Source organism: Paenibacillus sp. GM1FR (genome assembly GCF_002803315.1).
Lineage (GTDB): Bacteria > Bacillota > Bacilli > Paenibacillales > Paenibacillaceae > Paenibacillus > Paenibacillus amylolyticus.
On the sequence record NZ_MKZL01000059.1, the window covers coordinates 84,184 to 101,910 of the forward strand.

The following is a 17,727-nucleotide window of genomic DNA, read 5'->3' on the forward strand; positions in this document are numbered from 1 at the left end:
CTCTGTATTACGGCGTTAAATAAGGGCTTCCCATAGGGAGCCCTTTTGTTAGTGCTTAGATCATTTTCAACAAAGCCTCTACACCCGTCATGCCAACCGTAATGCCCATGGCCTCGGCTTCTGTTGTCACCGACTCCATAGGTGCATGCAACAATTGCTCCAGTGTACGCACACCAACCGCCCGAGCTGCAATAATTTTGCGATCCCCGAGCTTCTCATTAAGTAATCCCACGTCGAGTGCTCCGCACATGATATATCCTTTGGATGTGTTAATCGTCAGCAAAGTTGTTTTGGGCAGCTTGACTTCTACCCCAACTAATACATGTTCTCCAACTACAATAGGCTCCATCGTCACCATAATTTCCCGATCCACCTCCTCTTCCACAGGTCACGATAATTGTATGCCTCATTCTGGATTGTCGTGTGGACACCTGCCGTGTTTGAGAAAATGTAGGTACTTACAGTTCAAATATATTGTTGGTAATTCTCCTCGCAGACTTTGATATAGTATACACTTTCATTGGAATATAAAAAGCCACCTCAGAAATGAGGCAGCTCTCATAATAATCATTAATATTTTTGAGCATCTATAAGTTCATCAAGGTCATACTTTAAATTATAATCTGTGTATATCACTCTAAGTCTTACAGCATCAGTAACCCTAGCCAACATTAAACTGATACTGGTTTTTTTCTTGTCAATTACCCAATTAGATTCAAGAGCAATAGCACCCGTGACTAAATCTTTTTCTACGTCCTCGCTATCATAAAGTACTCGTTTCCCACCTGGAGTTAAACCATCTTTGAAGTTAATTGAACCATCATATTCGTCTAAGAGATCACGTTTTATGCTGAAGTATTTATAGTACTTATCCATAGTGGTTTTACTAGAATCATTAGGATAAATCTCGTATACTGCACGTACTAATTTGTTTTTGTAAAATATGTATACTAGTTTTGCGTTTACTCTGAATCCCGTTGTTTTGTATTCCAGTAGCGAGATATCCTTGATTTTGGTTGTATCTAACAATTTCGACTTCTCTTTCTTTTTAACCTGATTGACTGTCATTCCCCAATTGACATTTTTAAAATCATACTTAGTAGCTGCTGTTGCTGGTGCGGGTGCATATGTAGTTGAAACGACAAACAATAATAAAACTAAAAACGATAAAACCAACTTCTTCATATGTAGACCTCTTCTCCTAAATTATGGAATTATTATACCATGCCAAAAGGAGCGGGTCTATGGGATTCGATAGAAGGGATTAGAACGCAGGGAATAAACACTAATAAAAGCACCCCTCACCCAAGGTGAGTTGAATTGGGCCTACCTTAAAACGTATGCTCATCATTCTTTAATTTCCTTATCTCCGTTAACTCTCTTCTAATTCCCAGTACACGTCTATGAAGTACACTGCGGTCTATTGATTCAGCTACCCACTTTTTGAACTGGACATCCAATTCACTTAATGGCTCCTGAGCTAGTTTCTTTTTATGTATTGGTTTAACTTGAACTGTTGTAGTTTCAGGCTTGACAGGCTTCAATCTTTTCTGCTTCATAATCTGTTCAAATACACTGTCCTCTTGATGCATGGTCTTCATTCCTTAATGTGTGATGAGCATATTGTAACATAATAACGAGAAGACGGTTGTTAAACGTCAGAGTACAAACAATTAAAGTGGGCATAAGATGAATGTTGTCTCATACGGGTTCATTATTTACATGTACCAGCACTTTGCGGCTCTACTCCAAAATGAGGTACGGTAGTTGCTCCGTAAATGCCAATACGCGCTCTCCAAAAATAATGGACTGCATCGGTCAACAAATTTCCCGATCCACCTCCTGTTCCACAGGTCACGAATGTTGTTTCCCTCATTCTGGATTGTCTTGTAGACACCTTCTAAGTGTCGTGAATAATAAGGTTCATTTGTAATATTCACCCAATTGTTTCGGCATATTTCTGCGTCTCTAGCACTATGATAATTTCCTTTTTAATGATATAGTGAATTGAAGCGTTTTTTTGAGCTGACATACTTTTTAACGGGGCTGGGATGAATGAAAGAAACCTTATCCAATCAAGAGGACATCGGCTTTTTATTTAATGTCGATATACTTATTAAGAGCCGCTCAAATGCATTGGCACTGCAGTCCCTGTTGGAGTTCATAAACAATGAAGAACAAATTGCGGACTTTCGGATTCAATCCGGCATAGAGCTAGGCAAAATTATTGAAGCGACACTCCAGTCCAAGAAGGACTCTTTCGTCACACTTCACAACGAACGCAAAAAAGCCAACGCAGCACAGAAGGCGTCCACTGCAGCTCAGACACCTGTCTCACCTGCTCCAGTCAAAACACAGAATCAACAAGAAAAACCGGTTAGTGAGAAAAAGCCTGCCACCCAAACATCCAATGTATCCGATGGAAACTCGTTTGACGCGTGGATTGACACGCTCATTAAAGAGAATAAACTCACCCGTATTGTTGTCAATAACAAGAACGGTAAACATCAGAGCATTCCTTGCCGTATTCTGAATTTTGATCGTGATACCAGTATTGTGAGCATCTACCATGTCGATGAAAAACAGGTGTATACGTTCCGAACCAATGAAATCGATGAGTTTCTGTAACTAACTTCATCGGATTAAAACAAAAAGCAACTTGCGTTAGAATGACGGGACATTCTAACGCAAGTTGCTTTTTAGTTCTATGGTTCATGTAGGATTTAACCCTCCGAGATTTGTTTGGACCGATCAGGAGCGATCCTTACCTCGCTGCCATACATCTAATGCCAATAACAACCATCCGGCAATGAAGGCTACCCCACCAATCGGTGTGATGGCACCCAGAATCTTGATGCCAGAAATACTAAGCACATACAAACTGCCCGAGAACACGATAATTCCGATAAACAACAGACGCGCTGCCCACTTCAGTTTTGTCGATGCTCCAAGTTGACCAGCCGTCAAACCAATAATGAGCAAAGCCAATGCATGAATCATGTGATATTGCACACCTGTCTCATATGTAGCTATGGCCGCCGGTCCAATCGTATCCTTGAGCATATGAGCACCAAACGCACCAATCGCCACCGACAGCATGGTCATTACAGCTCCAAGCATCATCCATCTTCGTTGCATATAAGTTCTCTCCCTTAATTCAACTACAATTCACTCCTATTATTGTAGCGAATCTACTCCTCCTTTACCAGCCGGGACAGAGCTTCAAAGATCATATGTCTGTTTATACTTACTAAACCTATCCCACCCTAAATATCGTAGAAAACTGGCGTATATCCTTGATTTTTATCGATAATTATGGAAAAGTAAACAGGTATGTAATCGTTGTATTTTAAGTGCAAGTTCAAAAAGATTGGTTTTCAGTACCGAGAAGATGGGATGAAGCTAGAAATGGAGTAGCGGAGCGTAGGGAAAACTACGTGAGCAACGGACATTTCGGGTGAATCCCATATTCGATGATGATGATGCCGTTAGGCATCTTTCGTAATCAAAAGCGGACTTTTTGAACAACCTCTAAAAGGAGAATCATTACTCATCGATTAGGTTAATAACACTCAGTACGATGATTAAGGGAGGCAAGTCAACATTATGGATAATCGCGATTCCTATAATTCAGGTTATAACAACACGGATCAGAATCCTGGCCGTGCAGATCCATACAATAACAATGGGTATGAAGCATACCCGCCAGATCATGAGAGGCAACCAATGGTACCACTGAAACATTCCGGACCTGGGATCGCCAGCTTTGTCATTGGGTTGGTTGCAATCTTGGGTTATATTCTGATATTCTTTATTGCCACCATGGCTGTAAACGAATCCATCGGAGTTCTCACCCCGTTGCAGACAGAAGAGATCGCCTTGCATCCAGCAGTGGTTCTGGCTTCATTAGCCATCCTGGTCTGCCTGATTCTCAATCTGGCCGGAGGCATCGTCGGAATTATTGGTCTTGTCCTCAAGAATCGAAAGAAAGTTTTTGCCATTATCGGAACCATATTAAATGGGATCATGATTCTGTTATTCGTTGCACTTATTTTGGTAGGCATGACGCTGATGTAACGCTTTGCATCAGCGTCATGTTTCCTTATAATTAAAATGAATGGGTTTACACATAAGTATAATCTATATTTTTTGCCAAAATCATTGTTTTCAAAGGAGATTGACATGTCACGAATCAAAATTTTTGCGGACAGCACAAGTGATCTGGCTCCAGAATGGATCCAGCAGCACGATATCGGTATCATCCCTTTATATGTCGTGTTCGGTGAAGAATCACTGAAAGACGGTGCTGAGATTAAGCCTGAACAGCTATATGAACGTGTTAGCCAAGATGGGCGTCTTCCTAAAACGGCTGCACCTTCCCCCGCTGATTTCATAACGGCATTTCAACCTTACATAGATCAAGGGGATGAGATTTTATATATCAGCTTATCTTCTGAACTTTCCTCTACCTATCAAAATGCACGACTAGCGAGTTCCGAGTTCCCGGAAGGTCGAATATCGGTCATTGACTCACAGAATCTCTCATCAGGAATTGCACTGATGGTGATGAAAGCTGTTCATGCTGCTGATAAAGGGCAAAACCTGACTCAGATTACACACCTGATTGAGGCGATGAAATCAAATGTACGCACGGAGTTTGTTATCGATACACTAGAGTATCTGCATAAAGGCGGACGCTGTTCGGGCATGCAGAACCTGATTGGAAGCCTGTTGAAGATTCGTCCTGTCATCCGGGTAACAGATGGCAAGATGGCACCTGCCTATAAAGTGCGCGGCAAACGGGAGAAAGCTCTGGAACAAATGCTGAATAATACGCTCAGCCAGAAAGATCAGATCGATCCAGACCTGCTGATTGTTGTGCACACCATGGCTGAAGAGGATGCGCTTGACTTGCAGAAGTCTTTGCAGGAACATACGGGTGCACGAGTTGAACTAACCACTGCTGGTTGTGTAGTATGCAGTCATTGCGGCCCGAAAACGATTGGAATCATCTATAATACTGTTTTATAGTATTACATGTTACATCGTATCGTATTACCCAATCCAATCCTTTCTACTGGGTCTGTAGTGGTTACATCCAATACTTGGACTGGCATATACCGTTATAACTAAAAAGGGCATTCCGAGCTTAATCGCTCAGGATGCCCTTTAATATTTTTGCTAACTTTTGAATGACCTACACTTGGTCCATTGCTCATTATGATAATGGATCAATAACTTTTGGTCCGCAGATCATCCAGACTTTTGAATGCGTATCCTTGCTTGCGGGCCTCATCAATAATGGAACCCAGAGCTTCCGTGTTATCTTTGGATACCGAATGAAGCAAAATGACAGCGCCCGGATGGAGCTGTTTCAACACCTGTTGATGAGCATATTGTGAGCCACGCTGCACATTAGTATCCCAATCTTTATAAGCAACAGACCAGAACACATTCACATACCCTTGGGCATGACTCTCTGCAAGCGTACGATTGTTAAAAATTCCACGCGGTGGCCGTAAAAAGCTCGCTTGTTGACCGGTCAGCCGATTGACCTCCGTCTTGACCCTCTCAAGTTCCTCTCTAAGCTTTTCATTGGAGATGCGGGTCATGTCCGGATGACTCCATGAATGATTACCGACAATATGACCTTCAGCCGCCATACGTTTGACCAACTCAGGCTGATCTTTCAGATAATGACCTGTCACAAAGAAAGCAGCTGGCACCTTCTTGGTACGCAAAACATCCAGTATGGCAGGTGTAAATCCATTCTCATACCCGTTATCAAACGTGAGATACAATTCCTTCTGTTTTGTATCCCCCAGGAAAATGGCATCGTTATGTTGTAAGATTGATTTAAAGCCTTCCTGATCAATGGAGGGCAGTTGACCGTTTTGACTTTTTTTGAAGCCAAAGTGATACGCTCCGGTAACCGGTGATGCTTCAGTCTGTGCCGGTACCATACTGATGGATAACAGTCCCAACAGTATATATAGAACCATTCGCTTCATTCTATCCGCTCCTGTTCCTGAAAAATTCGGTTAGTCGTTTGCACACACGAACACCTTCAGGTAATATGCCACAGGAACGGCTAATGTATGTAAATCATTAACGATCGAAACGTTTATTTTCAGGTTGTGGCGGAGATTGATGGAACAATTCAAGTAAGGTCTGAGGTTTGCCACTGGAAGCAAGCCATTCCCTCACGGTCTGTATGGCACGGGTCTGTCCATCTCCCCGATCACGCCATGTAAGCAACTCGATAACTTTGATAATCAAGGCAGACATATTGTGATTATCCAGTTCGGACCGCTCTGCCCTCAGCTTGTGATACAAAGCCTCCTGCTCCCAATCCAGTAGAATCTCATCACCGATGGTTGGCTTCAAAAGTGTATACGCTCTGTCACAACCTTTACAACGAACCGTGCTGACCTGTTCATCTATAAATTCCGCTCGGATATCTTGCTGGCAATCCGGGCATTTGAACCCAACTTGTATGTTTTGTATGTTTTTGTTCATGACATTGTTCCTCCTGCGATGTGAGCATTTTGCATCATTTGATTCAAAATACTCCTTGGATATATGCATAATGCTTATGTATGTACTACATCTATACCCGATATTTTGTCGATTCACGCTTATTTTGAAGAAATCTGTAAGGTGCTATAATCTTGTAAATATGTTAAAATATTATACATATCATGGTAGGGAAAAGGCGGGATACTCATGTCGAAGGAAGAGCGCAACATAACCTGGCAATCATCCAGCATCAACAGACAAGACCGGGAGAAGCATAATGGGCACCGTAGTCGTGCCATATGGTTTACCGGGTTATCAGGTGCAGGAAAGTCATCCCTTGCATTTGCCCTGGAGCAGTATCTCTACGATCAAGGCGTACGCTGTTATGTTCTGGACGGGGATAATGTACGTCATGGACTGAACCGTGATCTCGGTTTTACAGCAGGGGATCGTCAAGAAAATCTGCGGCGAATTGGTGAAGTATCGAAGTTAATGGTAGATGCCGGGTTGTTTGTACTTTCGGCTTTTATCTCTCCTCATGAACAGGATCGGGAGATGGTTAGACAGTTATTTGAACCAGATGATTTCATTGAAATCTATGTGCGCTGTTCAATCCAAGAATGTGAGCGGCGTGATCCCAAGGGTCTATACAAAAAAGCCCGCAATGGTGACATCCCGCATTTCACAGGCATTTCCGCCCCCTATGATGTACCCAAATCTCCTTCATTTATCATCGATACAGAGCAATGTTCCATTGAGGAAGCTGTGCAAGAGATCGTACAGCATTTGGAGCAGATTGGTGCTCTTCAACTGCCGCTTCCTACGAAAACAGCCCTCGTTCATTAATCCTTGCTCATTATACTAACTACTTACATGAAAGGCGCGCCCATCGTGGCGCGCCTCTTTACGTTATGTCATAACCGACTTACTGCCCCACAACACCTGCTTGCATGTTCAAAAGTTTGCTGAACGTCCCTACCGGATCAGTAGATAACTGCTGGTACCCGCCCTCTTGAATCACCCGACCTTCATCAAGTACAATTACACGATCTGCCGTCCGAATCGTGGACAATCGGTGTGCAATCACGATAATGGTCACATGTCCTTTTAACCGTTCCAGCGCCTCATGAATGTACTGTTCATTCTCACTGTCCAGCGCACTTGTTGCTTCATCCAGTACCAAGACTGAAGGATTACGCAGCATAGCCCGGGCAAGCACCAATCGCTGACGTTCGCCCCCCGATAGACGAATGCCCCGATCACCAATGATCGTATCCAGACCCTGAGGCAGCTTCCGTACAAATGCCGCAGAGGAGGAAAATTGCAAAGCCTGCCACATCTGTTCTTCACTTGCATTTGGATCAACCAGACGCAGATTCTCACGAATACTTGTGTGAAACAGGAATGGGTCCTGGGAGACATATCCGATGGAACTCCGCCAGCTCAATAATCGTTCTTCTGACAGAGGCACACCGTCAATCAAAATACGACCAGTTTCAGGCCTCACAAGGCCCATAATCAGATCTATCAGCGTGCTTTTGCCAGCTCCGGATTTCCCCACAATTGCGGTCATACCCCTTGCTGGAATCGAAGCTTGCACATTTCGCAATGAGTACGTATCACTTCCCTCATAGCGATAGCAGACATCCTCACAGGTGATAGATTCCTTCAGTTCCATAGGTTGAATCCCTTCAGTTCCAACGTCTCCTGCCGAAGCAATCTCTTCACTAATCTCACGACTCTTCGCCGTCTGCGCTTGTAATTCTCTGACTACCCGAAATGCAGGCAGCATGGAGCTGATGTACTCCAGATTGGACTGAATTGCCGTAAACCTTGGCCATAAGCGGGAAAAGATTAGGATGATGAGCAGCAGGCTTGCGGGAGGCACCGTCATTACACGGAGAGAAAGATAGATGAATGCCGCAATAATGATTGCCGCGGACATCCGGTGAATCAGCTGTGTTCCACTGTTCAATTGGCTAAACTGAATGACATTTCGTTCTATCTGTCTGCACATGCGCTCAAACCAGTTCATGTGTGAGCGCTCAAGCATGTTGCTCTTAATATCCTTAATGCCGTTGAAATGCTCGGTAATGCCGTTATAATAACTTTGCGAGAATTCAGAGGTCTGGTCCCCGATCTGCTTGGCGCGCTTGACGAATTTTCGTAAGACGATAAATAATACCAATCCACAGACCAGCACAAGTGCCGTCAGCTTGGCGGATAACCAGAAAGCAAGACCGATCTGAATGCCCGTAAAGATCAGAGAGGCTGCCATTTGCAGCATAATGCTCGTTCCCTGGCTCACACGTGCAAGTTCAGTCGTTAATATATGGTTAAAATCGGATTTTCGTTTTTGGAGAAAAAATGACCATTGCGCCATAATAATAGCACCATAGGTTTCCATGCGCAGCGTTCGTACAAATTGCTGTTGGATTCGAGTATTACGGATCGTCTGGAGACGCTGCATCCAGGCCTGTCCGGAGACAATCAACACAAAGGTGAACAATACGAGTAACAATTGGCTATTTTCAGAAAAACGATTCAACACGTCGCCAAGCCAGGGAATGTTTAAGCCTGTGGAGCCCATCTCAAATATGCCAATCAGACTCAGCATCGGAACAAGCATGTAGATACCGATCCCTTCCATGAGACTGATACAGATCATCCCTAGCAGATTCCAATATAAGATGGGCCCCGTGACATGATGCAACTTTCGCATGAAATACCTTAATTCCGAGATCATACTTTACCCCTTTCCGTCACCGTATACCTTTTAATTCGCCGCCAGAACCAGAGAAACGGACGTAACGGAAAGTACAGAAAAAACAAAGAACGCGGAAGCGGCAATTGATCCACATCCCATGTACTTGGATATAAACGTTCAATAAAGAAAAACCATTTCTGTTTTGTGCTTCGAAGTTTAAACAAATACGATTGATAAGACTTCATATCAGCCGGACTTTCCAGCATGTCGTTCATGAACTTTGCGCCTTCGTTGGCTAATCGCTTGCCTGTACGGTCACTCAAGGACATCAAGGACCTGTACTCTACATCCAGCGGCGTATTCAGCAGCTCCGAGGCCAGATAAAGAGCCTGTGAACCAATGGATAAACGTCCCTCCGCTTTCAGACGTCTCTCTAATTTCTTCACATCAAGTGGCATGCTGCGGATCATCTGGTCGATATCCAGTAACCAGCGCAGTCTGAACCAGCCGTGTCGTGCACCATGGGTTACGAGATAGGCCCATAGGTCTTCTTGTTCGAGCATACGGACAGGTGTCTGTGTGTATGAACTGAACCGACTGCGTTTCCACAGCAATTCAAAATCGGTTTCTTTACCCGAATCCGGGTTCAGACGCCAATGGATCTCCACTTGAGTCCTTTTGACCGGATGGGTGTAACAGATATGATGTTCCCGCCATTTCCAGCTGCGCACCGTAGGTGCCCGCTCCCCTTCCTTGGATACATATCCGAGGGTAGCCAGAATGCCTTCAGCCGCTTCCACATCATCAAACGGAATCAGGATATCCAGGTCTTTGGAGGTTCGCATCGATACATCGCCATAGAGATCATGGGCGAGCGCTGGTCCCTTTAGTGTAATATTGCGGATACCACGTTCACGAAAAGCTCCACACACCTGCTCCATTTCAGCTGTCAGATGTAACATGCGGAACGTATTGACCGTATATTGTTGTCTCAGACTCTCCATAACATCTGCAGGAATGATTGCAGAGTTGAATTCTTTCATTTTCACATAAAGGACAGAGTATAAGCGGTGATGATAGACAAGCCGCAGAAAAAGCTGCCAATCGGTTCCTTGCAAACCCGCCTTGAGTTCTTCAGGGGATAGAGCCGTCAGATCACCTCTAATCATGCTCAAAATCAGCTTAAGCTCCTTCGGAAACCCTGATGAATAGAGTTCACTTTCATGTATCATAGACAATCTCCCCAGATCCCTTCTCCGGACACCGTTTGCCAAACACACCGACAACCGTATATTGGTCCATAGTATCAGCTCCGGTCACGATCAATTTACCACTTCGCAGCCAGGCATGAGCCATCATATGTCCTTGCTTATTCCGCGCAGTCCCCATATATAACGTACTCTCTATCTTGCGTCGCTCAAGCATCTTCATCCCGGCAATCGCCATTACAAGGCAGCGGCTTTCCCATAACGTATATTTACTGGCGAGCGAAATTGCTTTGGAAATATTCCGTATAGTGATGACCTCGCTGCGTTCGAGTCCTGTCATCGGTGTTTCTACCATAGGCGTACCCAGCCCTTGTGCGATTTTAGCAAATGGCATAGCCTTCTGTATGCGTGCCCAGCCAAGGAGGATATAGGCCTCCCATACCAGTCGACGCATCGACCGCGGGAGTGATAGATAAGCCTTTATTTTTCGCAACATGATTCTACACTCCGCGAGTAACGTCGATTAAACCTTCACGGGACAGATGTTCCAGGAATTGCACCACCTGCTCACGACATACATCTGGCTCAATTTCATACTCCGCAGCAAGTACCTCAACAACTTCACCCAGCGTGCGTTCTTCTGCGATCAGGTCCCAGATTCGTCCACCGGTACTCCCGAGATTATAGTATTTTCCAGAGCTAATGCTCATCATGACTTTCTCACTGCCCATATCACTGACCAGATTGCCTTCTTTCCGGGTTACCCGGTCTTCCACATTCATCGGCGTAGTTGCTGTCATTGTCCTGAATGCACTCCTTTACGTATATGATCTGTGATCCGATTCACCATCTCAAATGCTGTAAACTCAGCACCCGTTCTGACCAATCTGCCAATCTCCACACTTGCTGAAAGTCTTGAAGCCGTCTCAAACAACCATTGTGCCAGCCCTTGTCTTGCAACGAGTCCACCACGGAACGTATGCGAGCATAACAGATGCAGTCGTTCCAGCCCCGTCACTTCAACCAGTTGAACAGATGTATGGTTTTCCTCCGGTTGTGGAGCAAGTTCGAATATTCCACCTAGTGGTACGGCCATCTCATGAAAATAGTGCTGAACAGGTATCGCATACTTTGTAATCTCTGCGTGAACCGTTGCATAATCCTGTTCCTTCATGCCGAAGCCGTCCAGACTGGGCTGCCATAACTTCTGTTGCGGGTAACCAGGTGATACGATAGCTCTTCCTCCGGCATCCCAGGTCAGTGCAACAACATCATCGGTGAGAAGTGGATATCCGAGTGATGCCAGTGCGGCCGACAGTGTCGATTTGCCTGCTCCCGAATGTCCGACAAATGCGTAAGCCCAGCCATCAATAACCACTGCACTGCCATGCAATGGAAGGATGCCACGCTGCATCATAATGACCGCCATACAGGTGCCCAGGATGAATAATCTGACCTTCTTCTCATCCGCTCCTGGCTGAGGGGATACAACAATGCGCTTTCCTTGTTCCATTAGAAACAGACCTGTATCTTCGATTTTGAAAAAAAGACTGCCCTCTCGTGCCACAAAGTTGTCGTTGCCTACATCCCAACCCTCCCACAATAGGGTCAGATCTGAAGACTCGATGTGCACATCCACGACATCAAAATCAGTCTCTGCATCCTTGGGTGCGATCTGTAGTTCAGGCATTCGAATTTGACTCGACCAGCGCAGACCATACGCCACATAATGCACAGGCAACAATGAACGACGCCTCCTTCGTAATAAAATGTAAAAAAAGCCCTTATATTCATGTTGCTCAATATAAGGGCGGAGGCGAAAAGCTGGATTTGTTGCATTTCCGCCCTTTAAGTATGATGACACTTCATAAAACTAAACAACTTAGGAAGTTGGATCGTACAGATCCGCATCGTGAACCGTGATCCAGTCAATTTGTCTGTAGCCAGTACCGGCCATTGTTTGATTGACTTCCAACACTTCAAGAGCTGGTGCTTGCCATTCCTTTTTTTCCATTTGCATCGTATTCACCTCCTTTTCGCACTTCTAAGTATGATGGCATATGGTAAAGCTTTCTAACTAGTTCCGTAGAGATCCGCATCGTGAACCGTAACCCAGTCGATATGTTTGTAACCTGTGCCCGCCATTGTTTGGTTGACTTCCAATATTTCCAGTGCTGGTTCTTGCCATTCCTTTTTTTCCATTTGCATCGTATTCACCTCCTATCATGAGTCAAATGTAAGAAAAATCTGGGCCCACAGTTCACCGGGCTATATCAGAATTTCCGAATGAACCGATAGACGATCAGACTATGCATCATCAATCGCAGATCTGGATGCGAAGCAAGTTCAGGTCTTGGACTCGGGAAATTGGCCAGGGCAGACTTGATACGCTCCGTGTTTAATATGCCAGCGACCTTGCTGTCAGAACACAAAGCACGTAACTCGGCGGTAAAAGCATCCCAATTCGGAATGATGCGATGTAACCAATCTGCAGGCTGCACACCCCGTACCCGCTGATTCAGTCTGACCTTGTCAGGCAACTCCGGTGAAGTAGCCCGGCGAATCAATGAACGATCCGTCCCTTGTTTCACATATTGTTCAATCGGAACGGACAGACAGAACCGGATGACTCTGGCATCACTTGTCGGATCACGTTCCCAAGCTCGGTAACGCAAAGAACATTTCGTAGCTACAGCACCGTTTTTGTTGGCGATGGCCAGGTTATTAAATTTCTCGGCACGTACTTTGAGTGCATCAGCCTGGGCACCGCCCTGCAGAACAATAATGGATTTGAGTCTTTCCAGTACACCCGTTCTCTGCGCAAAGTCAGGATGGATCAATTGTACGGATGCGGCCTGGCTGGCTCCTTTGGACTGAGCCTTGAACCAATCCGGATATGCCTTTTTCCCGGTGATCTTGGCTATACGTGAGAAAGGCATGCCCGTTCGTTCACTATACTGCTGCATCTCACGGAACCAGCGGTACCAGCGGCCACTTTTCAGTAGACTGGCGTAATAATCCAGAGCCGGTCCCCAGGAGATGGTGAAATTACCACGTGCCCCTGTGAGCAGGATGCCTGCATCTTGCTGGCTCGCTTTTTCATAGAATCCGCGAATCCAGAATGAATTTTCAAAGTATTTATAGGGCATTTCCATAATGTCGAGCCAGGTATCTACTTCACTGAGTGGACTTCTGCCTTCAAAATCGAGGTAGTTCTCTGTGATATTGCCGACATGATTAATCGTGGAACGTATGAAGGGCCGTTCGTCTGCGAGCAACGTTTTCGACGTATAATCTGTGAAATCGGGTACGGGAACATAACTATAGGCCTGCAGCCGTTTGCCCTGACTTCTCAGTGTTCCGGAAGCAAAACCAACCACGGCTCCCGAGTCCAGTCCGCCACTTAATGCAGCAGCCACCTGTCTGTGCGTTCGCAATCGTGATCCAACCGCCTGCCCAAAGACCTCCCGGAACGCTTCTACATACTCGCCATCGGATTTAAGCCTTAGAGGTTCCACTTCATTCCAGCGATGATATTGCTTCAGCTCCAGTCTCCCATCCCGGAAGACAAGTGTATGTGCAGAAGGCAGCTGGCTTATTCCCCGATATACAGTTGAATTGATATCTGCTGAATCATGCATGTCAGGAATGGCAAGGAATTCGGACAGCCAGGTCTCATCAAGTTCTTTATGTACCCCTTCAAGCCCGAGCAACGGATTCATCAGTGTGCAGAAAGCAAAACGTGAACCATCATGTCGGTAATAAAAAGCTCTCATGCCTGTAATGTCTCTCGCTGCATACAGTTTTCGATTCCGCTCATCCCATATCGCGAATACAAAATCCCCCAGCAATCGGACGGCTACATCGTCTCCCCAGCGCTGATAGGCACGCAAGATCAATTCACTATCCGCCAACATAGCCAGTTCAGCTCTAGATATTTGTAATTGATCTGCCAGTTGTTCCCGGTTATCCAGAATGGCATCTGCCGTGATGGTCAGACCACTTTCCTCATCATATAAAGGCAACTTCTCGCTAACCGATTCCGGTGTAATCCATTGGGCATGACAGCTGAGGAACGCCTCATTGCCTTTCCACACTCCTGTTGTATCCGCAGGGACATGCCCCAGGCTTGCGTACAGACGCCAGCTGTCTTCCCATAGCGCCTGCTGACCATCGTTGTGAACAATTCCTGCTATGGCGCTCATGATTTGCCTCCCCGTAGAATCTTGCGCTGTGAAGCCCAGGCGCTGATCTGATGACCAAATGGTACCCATGATTTGATACGCTGTATTTTGCTTTGAGCAGAAGCCAGCTGGACCTTCAAGCGTTCTCGCTCACTGTAACCCCGTTCCAGACGATGATCTGCTGCCCGTAATGCGGCTTGCAGCTGTCTGATCGTTACCAGTGCAGCTAGCGTCGGGTCTGTCTTTTCCGGTTCTTCGACAACTTGGTCATTAAGATTCCCAAGCGGATCATGAACGACAGAATCTGCTGGCTGCATTCGGTATTGCGGTTGCCACTGGCAACCGGTCGCTGCTGTCAACTGATGCGTGATTCGATCAATGACCTCCTGATCAGGACTTGCATCATAATGTACACCCGTCCATTGTTCGGCTTCTGCCAGCTGTTCACTGTATCCCATCTGGTGGAACAGATCTGCCCCCATCACACGGCAATACAGTTCAACTTCATGTGGTTCTAATATGTTTTTCCAGTTGTTAACAGAACCCTGATGTGCCTCTTGATGCGAAGAGAGGAAAGGATCACCCACGCCCATACTGTAGAACATGTCAGACTTGGCACTGTCCAGAAACTGTCCATACTGCTCCATTCCCTGTTCATATCGAATTCCCAGAAATGCGCATAGTTTCTCAAGTTCTTCCTGAGGATTGGAAACCAATCGTTCATATTGCAATTCATACGCATTGGAATGGGGTTTGGCAAAATAATCATTCAAGCGGAGCATCCCAAGTGTGAGATCTACGGATTTCATATTTAATTTGGGGCTCTGCAGACTATGAATCAGGTCGAATCCTTCTCCTGTATGGCGGTTTACCTTTTTGAATGATGCAGCTACGGCCAGAGGATTACGCTGGAGATGAATGCGCTTGGACTGAGGGAACAGACGATCCAGCCATTCCAGCATGTAATAGTACCGTGGAGATTTATCAACGATGAAGTCTGCTCCGCTCCCCTCCAGGAATCCATTGTAGATTTCAAGAGCAAAACTTCTGCACGCCTTCTCAAAGACATCCTCAGATACCATGGCATTGTAGAACTGGCGCATGATGGAGCTGCCACCGTAAGCACGTGAATCAGCCTTGGGTAAATCGACAAGATTCATCAGAAACCACATTTCCTGGGTGGCAAATATACGACTATGATTTTGCAGCATTACGGTGGATAAGGAACTACCACTGCGGGGAACACATAGTAAGAAAACAAGTCCGTTACCTTGAGCATCGATCAATGGCAGCCTCTCCTCTGTTCATTAGTATAAATGTGTAGCTGGGATAGACCAGACTCTACCTTTGTGTTTGGAAAAACGAGTAATATGCACGCTATAGGTCAGCATTTTGCAATATTCCGTCGGAAGTTCACCCGGGAATGAAGCAAAACACATGATTACATTCGACAACTCTCGGATACAATATGTATTTATAGTTTTACTCTATGATACAAAATGTATCATGTCAATCTTTTATTTTCACCTTTTCATAAATTGATACTCTTTCACTGTATTCTGCTGTCTGTCATTTAAGCACTTATTCATGGATCAATTATGTTCTGATTGCACAAACGCGAATAAGCTCCAGACATGTTCTGTGAGGAACAAGGCCTGAAGCCATACGTAATCCGTTGAGAAACTTAATATGAAAACGGGTGAACAACCATCAGGTAAATCTTACATCTGAACTTTTCCCAGTAGCTCCAACGCTCCCATTTCGCTCTTCTTCCTGATCTGCCCGTGTAGCATCCTGCAACCCCTTCTGTACCTTCACGGTTAACAATACAGCAATGCCCGCGACGAAAAAGAAGATGAGCGACAGAATACCCCAACGTGTGGAACCCGTGATCTGCCCAACATATCCAAACACAAATGGACCAAAGATCGAGGAGAATTTGCCTGTAATATTCACAAAACCAAAATACTCTCCTGTTCTGCCTGCTGGCATCAGATTGCTAAACAGGGAACGCGCTGTGGATTGACTCACACCCTGCACGACACCAACCAACCCGGCGAGTACGTAGAAGTGGATCGCTTGTGTCATGAAATAACCGAGAATCACAATACATATGTAGACCGATAAGCTAACGATTAATACCTGCTTTGCTCCCCAACGCTGTGCCCATGCTCCCAGTAACAATGTACACGGGAACCCGATGAACTGGGTTAACAGTAGCGCGAGCATCAGGTCGGCTGTGCCTATGCCTATACTTGTCCCATAGATCGTAGCCATTAGAATGATGGTATTAATGCCGTCATTAAAAAACCAGAAAGCCACCAACATGCGGATTAACTGGGGAAAACGCCGCATCTGACGAAAGGTTTGCCGCAGTCTGCGTATGCCCACCGCAGCATACCCTGTCCACGTTCCGGGCAGCTCCGGTGATGCAGGCCGTCTCGGAGCATGGCGGAAGATCGGTATCGAGAACAGCAACCACCACAACGAGACGGAGATAAAAGCAAGTCTTGTGCCTGCCAGTGTACTGCTCATCCCGAACCAGCCCGGTTGCTGAATCATCAGCAGGTTCACCGCAAGCAGCAAACCTCCTCCAATATAACCATAGGCATAACCTTTGGAGGATATCATGTCTCTTCGTTCCACAGGTACCAGATCTGGCAGCATTGCATCGTAAAAGGTATTACCACCTGCAAAACCAATCGTAGATATGACCAGCAACGCGGAAGCAAGGAACCAGTCCCCTTCACCGATTGCGCTGAATCCCAATGTGGCAAGGACGCCTATAATTGCAAATACACGCAGGAAGTCGCCCTTCCGTCCTGACAAATCAGCTAGCGTGCCTAGCAACGGTGTTAGCAGAGCTACGCACAACATGCCAATGGAGTGTGTATAGGCCAGGTAGGAGGCGGCGGTGTCCGTATCCAGTGTTGCTGCAGCCACCGAAGCATAGAATACAGGCAGTACTGCGGCCAGTACTGTTGTTGCATAAGCCGAGTTGGCCCAATCATACATAATCCAAGCCTTGATCGCCTTTTTATTCACATAAATCCTTCCTTTACATGCATCTCTATATTAGTGCGAGTTCAACAAGTCTAAGTGGACTTTT

Annotated in this window: 20 protein-coding genes; 4 read left to right on the top strand and 16 right to left on the bottom strand. The window is 45.7% G+C overall.

Annotated elements, in window-relative coordinates:
• Positions 1-55: 55 nt before the first annotated feature.
• The 3 genes from PAEAM_RS26465 to PAEAM_RS26475 all read right to left on the bottom strand — a co-directional run bounded on the left by PAEAM_RS26465 (position 56) and on the right by PAEAM_RS26475 (position 1,559).
• Positions 56-358 carry a YunC family protein gene (locus PAEAM_RS26465; protein ID WP_017689545.1) on the bottom strand — a complete coding sequence of 101 codons (303 nt, stop codon included), beginning with the start codon at positions 356-358 and terminating at the stop codon, positions 56-58.
• A 212-nt stretch (positions 359-570) separates the two neighbouring features.
• Entirely contained in the window at positions 571-1,185 is a 615-nt protein-coding gene (locus PAEAM_RS26470; protein ID WP_100529474.1) for a hypothetical protein, read from the bottom strand.
• 146 nt (positions 1,186-1,331) lie between these two features.
• The gene (locus PAEAM_RS26475) at positions 1,332-1,559 is read right to left on the bottom strand and encodes a hypothetical protein (RefSeq protein ID WP_165790061.1); all 228 of its coding nucleotides are present in this window, start codon (positions 1,557-1,559) and stop codon (positions 1,332-1,334) included.
• Positions 1,560-2,055: 496 nt separating this feature from the next.
• Between PAEAM_RS26475 and PAEAM_RS26480 the strand changes: the two genes are divergently transcribed.
• Positions 2,056-2,628, top strand: a complete 573-nt coding sequence (locus tag PAEAM_RS26480) for a hypothetical protein (protein WP_100529476.1) — start codon at positions 2,056-2,058, stop codon at positions 2,626-2,628.
• 123 nt (positions 2,629-2,751) lie between these two features.
• Here the strand turns inward: PAEAM_RS26480 and PAEAM_RS26485 are convergent, their stop codons facing one another.
• Positions 2,752-3,138 carry a DUF423 domain-containing protein gene (locus PAEAM_RS26485; protein WP_017689551.1) on the bottom strand — a complete coding sequence of 129 codons (387 nt, stop codon included), beginning with the start codon at positions 3,136-3,138 and terminating at the stop codon, positions 2,752-2,754.
• A gap of 468 nt (positions 3,139-3,606) precedes the next feature.
• Between PAEAM_RS26485 and PAEAM_RS26490 the strand changes: the two genes are divergently transcribed.
• Both PAEAM_RS26490 and PAEAM_RS26495 read left to right on the top strand, forming a co-directional pair.
• Positions 3,607-4,077 (top strand): hypothetical protein, encoded by a 471-nt coding sequence (locus PAEAM_RS26490; RefSeq protein WP_100529477.1) that lies wholly within the window; start codon positions 3,607-3,609, stop codon positions 4,075-4,077.
• Positions 4,078-4,182: 105 nt separating this feature from the next.
• Entirely contained in the window at positions 4,183-5,031 is an 849-nt protein-coding gene (locus PAEAM_RS26495) for a DegV family protein (protein ID WP_100529478.1), read from the top strand.
• Positions 5,032-5,231: 200 nt separating this feature from the next.
• On the opposite strand, the gene pdaA is transcribed toward PAEAM_RS26495, so the two are convergent.
• A complete protein-coding gene (gene pdaA / locus PAEAM_RS26500; protein ID WP_100529479.1) occupies positions 5,232-6,011 on the bottom strand; it encodes a delta-lactam-biosynthetic de-N-acetylase in 780 nt (259 codons plus the stop codon).
• 97 nt (positions 6,012-6,108) lie between these two features.
• The gene (locus PAEAM_RS26505; protein WP_036609973.1) at positions 6,109-6,519 is read right to left on the bottom strand and encodes a hypothetical protein; all 411 of its coding nucleotides are present in this window, start codon (positions 6,517-6,519) and stop codon (positions 6,109-6,111) included.
• Positions 6,520-6,726: 207 nt separating this feature from the next.
• Here PAEAM_RS26505 and cysC point away from each other — a divergent pair, with 207 nt between their 5' ends.
• Positions 6,727-7,365, top strand: coding sequence for an adenylyl-sulfate kinase (cysC, locus tag PAEAM_RS26510; protein ID WP_100529480.1), 639 nt, complete (start codon positions 6,727-6,729; stop codon positions 7,363-7,365).
• A gap of 79 nt (positions 7,366-7,444) precedes the next feature.
• Here the strand turns inward: cysC and PAEAM_RS26515 are convergent, their stop codons facing one another.
• The 10 genes from PAEAM_RS26515 to PAEAM_RS26550 form a co-directional block, all read right to left on the bottom strand.
• Positions 7,445-9,241, bottom strand: coding sequence for an ABC transporter ATP-binding protein (locus tag PAEAM_RS26515; RefSeq protein WP_243391471.1), 1,797 nt, complete (start codon positions 9,239-9,241; stop codon positions 7,445-7,447).
• A gap of 20 nt (positions 9,242-9,261) precedes the next feature.
• Complete coding sequence (locus PAEAM_RS26520; protein WP_243391493.1) at positions 9,262-10,395, bottom strand: nucleotidyltransferase domain-containing protein; 1,134 nt, start codon at positions 10,393-10,395, stop codon at positions 9,262-9,264.
• Between the two features lie 52 nt (positions 10,396-10,447).
• Positions 10,448-10,930, bottom strand: a complete 483-nt coding sequence (locus tag PAEAM_RS26525) for a lasso peptide biosynthesis B2 protein (protein WP_100529483.1) — start codon at positions 10,928-10,930, stop codon at positions 10,448-10,450.
• Positions 10,931-10,934: 4 nt separating this feature from the next.
• Complete coding sequence (locus PAEAM_RS26530) at positions 10,935-11,234, bottom strand: lasso peptide biosynthesis PqqD family chaperone (RefSeq protein ID WP_017689560.1); 300 nt, start codon at positions 11,232-11,234, stop codon at positions 10,935-10,937.
• A complete protein-coding gene (locus tag PAEAM_RS26535) occupies positions 11,231-12,178 on the bottom strand; it encodes a phosphoenolpyruvate carboxykinase (ATP) (protein ID WP_100529484.1) in 948 nt (315 codons plus the stop codon). The genes PAEAM_RS26530 and PAEAM_RS26535 overlap by 4 nt, the downstream gene beginning before the upstream one ends.
• Positions 12,179-12,316: 138 nt before the next feature.
• Positions 12,317-12,454, bottom strand: coding sequence for a paeninodin family lasso peptide (locus PAEAM_RS31560; RefSeq protein ID WP_174806426.1), 138 nt, complete (start codon positions 12,452-12,454; stop codon positions 12,317-12,319).
• 53 nt (positions 12,455-12,507) lie between these two features.
• Positions 12,508-12,642, bottom strand: coding sequence for a paeninodin family lasso peptide (locus tag PAEAM_RS31565; RefSeq protein WP_179088635.1), 135 nt, complete (start codon positions 12,640-12,642; stop codon positions 12,508-12,510).
• A gap of 65 nt (positions 12,643-12,707) precedes the next feature.
• Positions 12,708-14,639: an asparagine synthase-related protein gene (locus tag PAEAM_RS26540; protein ID WP_036609989.1), complete on the bottom strand. Its 1,932-nt coding sequence runs from the start codon at positions 14,637-14,639 to the stop codon at positions 12,708-12,710.
• The gene (locus PAEAM_RS26545; RefSeq protein WP_100529485.1) at positions 14,636-15,904 is read right to left on the bottom strand and encodes a sulfotransferase family protein; all 1,269 of its coding nucleotides are present in this window, start codon (positions 15,902-15,904) and stop codon (positions 14,636-14,638) included. Before PAEAM_RS26545 ends, PAEAM_RS26540 begins: the two co-directional genes overlap by 4 nt.
• A 424-nt stretch (positions 15,905-16,328) precedes the next feature.
• Entirely contained in the window at positions 16,329-17,663 is a 1,335-nt protein-coding gene (locus PAEAM_RS26550) for an MFS transporter (protein ID WP_100529486.1), read from the bottom strand.
• Between the last annotated feature and the right edge of the window lie 64 nt (positions 17,664-17,727).

Coding starts and splice junctions, on each gene's coding strand:
- PAEAM_RS26520 (WP_243391493.1), bottom strand. CDS start 10,395: ATGATTAGAGGTGATCTGACGGCTCTATCCCCTGAAGAACTCAAGGCG.
- PAEAM_RS26495 (WP_100529478.1), top strand. CDS start 4,183: ATGTCACGAATCAAAATTTTTGCGGACAGCACAAGTGATCTGGCTCCA.
- PAEAM_RS26505 (WP_036609973.1), bottom strand. CDS start 6,519: ATGAACAAAAACATACAAAACATACAAGTTGGGTTCAAATGCCCGGAT.
- pdaA (WP_100529479.1), bottom strand. CDS start 6,011: ATGAAGCGAATGGTTCTATATATACTGTTGGGACTGTTATCCATCAGT.
- PAEAM_RS26465 (WP_017689545.1), bottom strand. CDS start 358: ATGGTGACGATGGAGCCTATTGTAGTTGGAGAACATGTATTAGTTGGG.
- PAEAM_RS26480 (WP_100529476.1), top strand. CDS start 2,056: ATGAAAGAAACCTTATCCAATCAAGAGGACATCGGCTTTTTATTTAAT.
- PAEAM_RS31560 (WP_174806426.1), bottom strand. CDS start 12,454: ATGCAAATGGAAAAAAAGGAATGGCAAGCACCAGCTCTTGAAGTGTTG.
- PAEAM_RS26490 (WP_100529477.1), top strand. CDS start 3,607: ATGGATAATCGCGATTCCTATAATTCAGGTTATAACAACACGGATCAG.
- PAEAM_RS26540 (WP_036609989.1), bottom strand. CDS start 14,639: ATGAGCGCCATAGCAGGAATTGTTCACAACGATGGTCAGCAGGCGCTA.
- PAEAM_RS31565 (WP_179088635.1), bottom strand. CDS start 12,642: ATGCAAATGGAAAAAAAGGAATGGCAAGAACCAGCACTGGAAATATTG.
- PAEAM_RS26470 (WP_100529474.1), bottom strand. CDS start 1,185: ATGAAGAAGTTGGTTTTATCGTTTTTAGTTTTATTATTGTTTGTCGTT.
- PAEAM_RS26525 (WP_100529483.1), bottom strand. CDS start 10,930: ATGTTGCGAAAAATAAAGGCTTATCTATCACTCCCGCGGTCGATGCGT.
- PAEAM_RS26485 (WP_017689551.1), bottom strand. CDS start 3,138: ATGCAACGAAGATGGATGATGCTTGGAGCTGTAATGACCATGCTGTCG.
- PAEAM_RS26530 (WP_017689560.1), bottom strand. CDS start 11,234: ATGACAGCAACTACGCCGATGAATGTGGAAGACCGGGTAACCCGGAAA.
- PAEAM_RS26475 (WP_165790061.1), bottom strand. CDS start 1,559: ATGAAGCAGAAAAGATTGAAGCCTGTCAAGCCTGAAACTACAACAGTT.
- PAEAM_RS26515 (WP_243391471.1), bottom strand. CDS start 9,241: ATGCGAAAGTTGCATCATGTCACGGGGCCCATCTTATATTGGAATCTG.
- cysC (WP_100529480.1), top strand. CDS start 6,727: ATGTCGAAGGAAGAGCGCAACATAACCTGGCAATCATCCAGCATCAAC.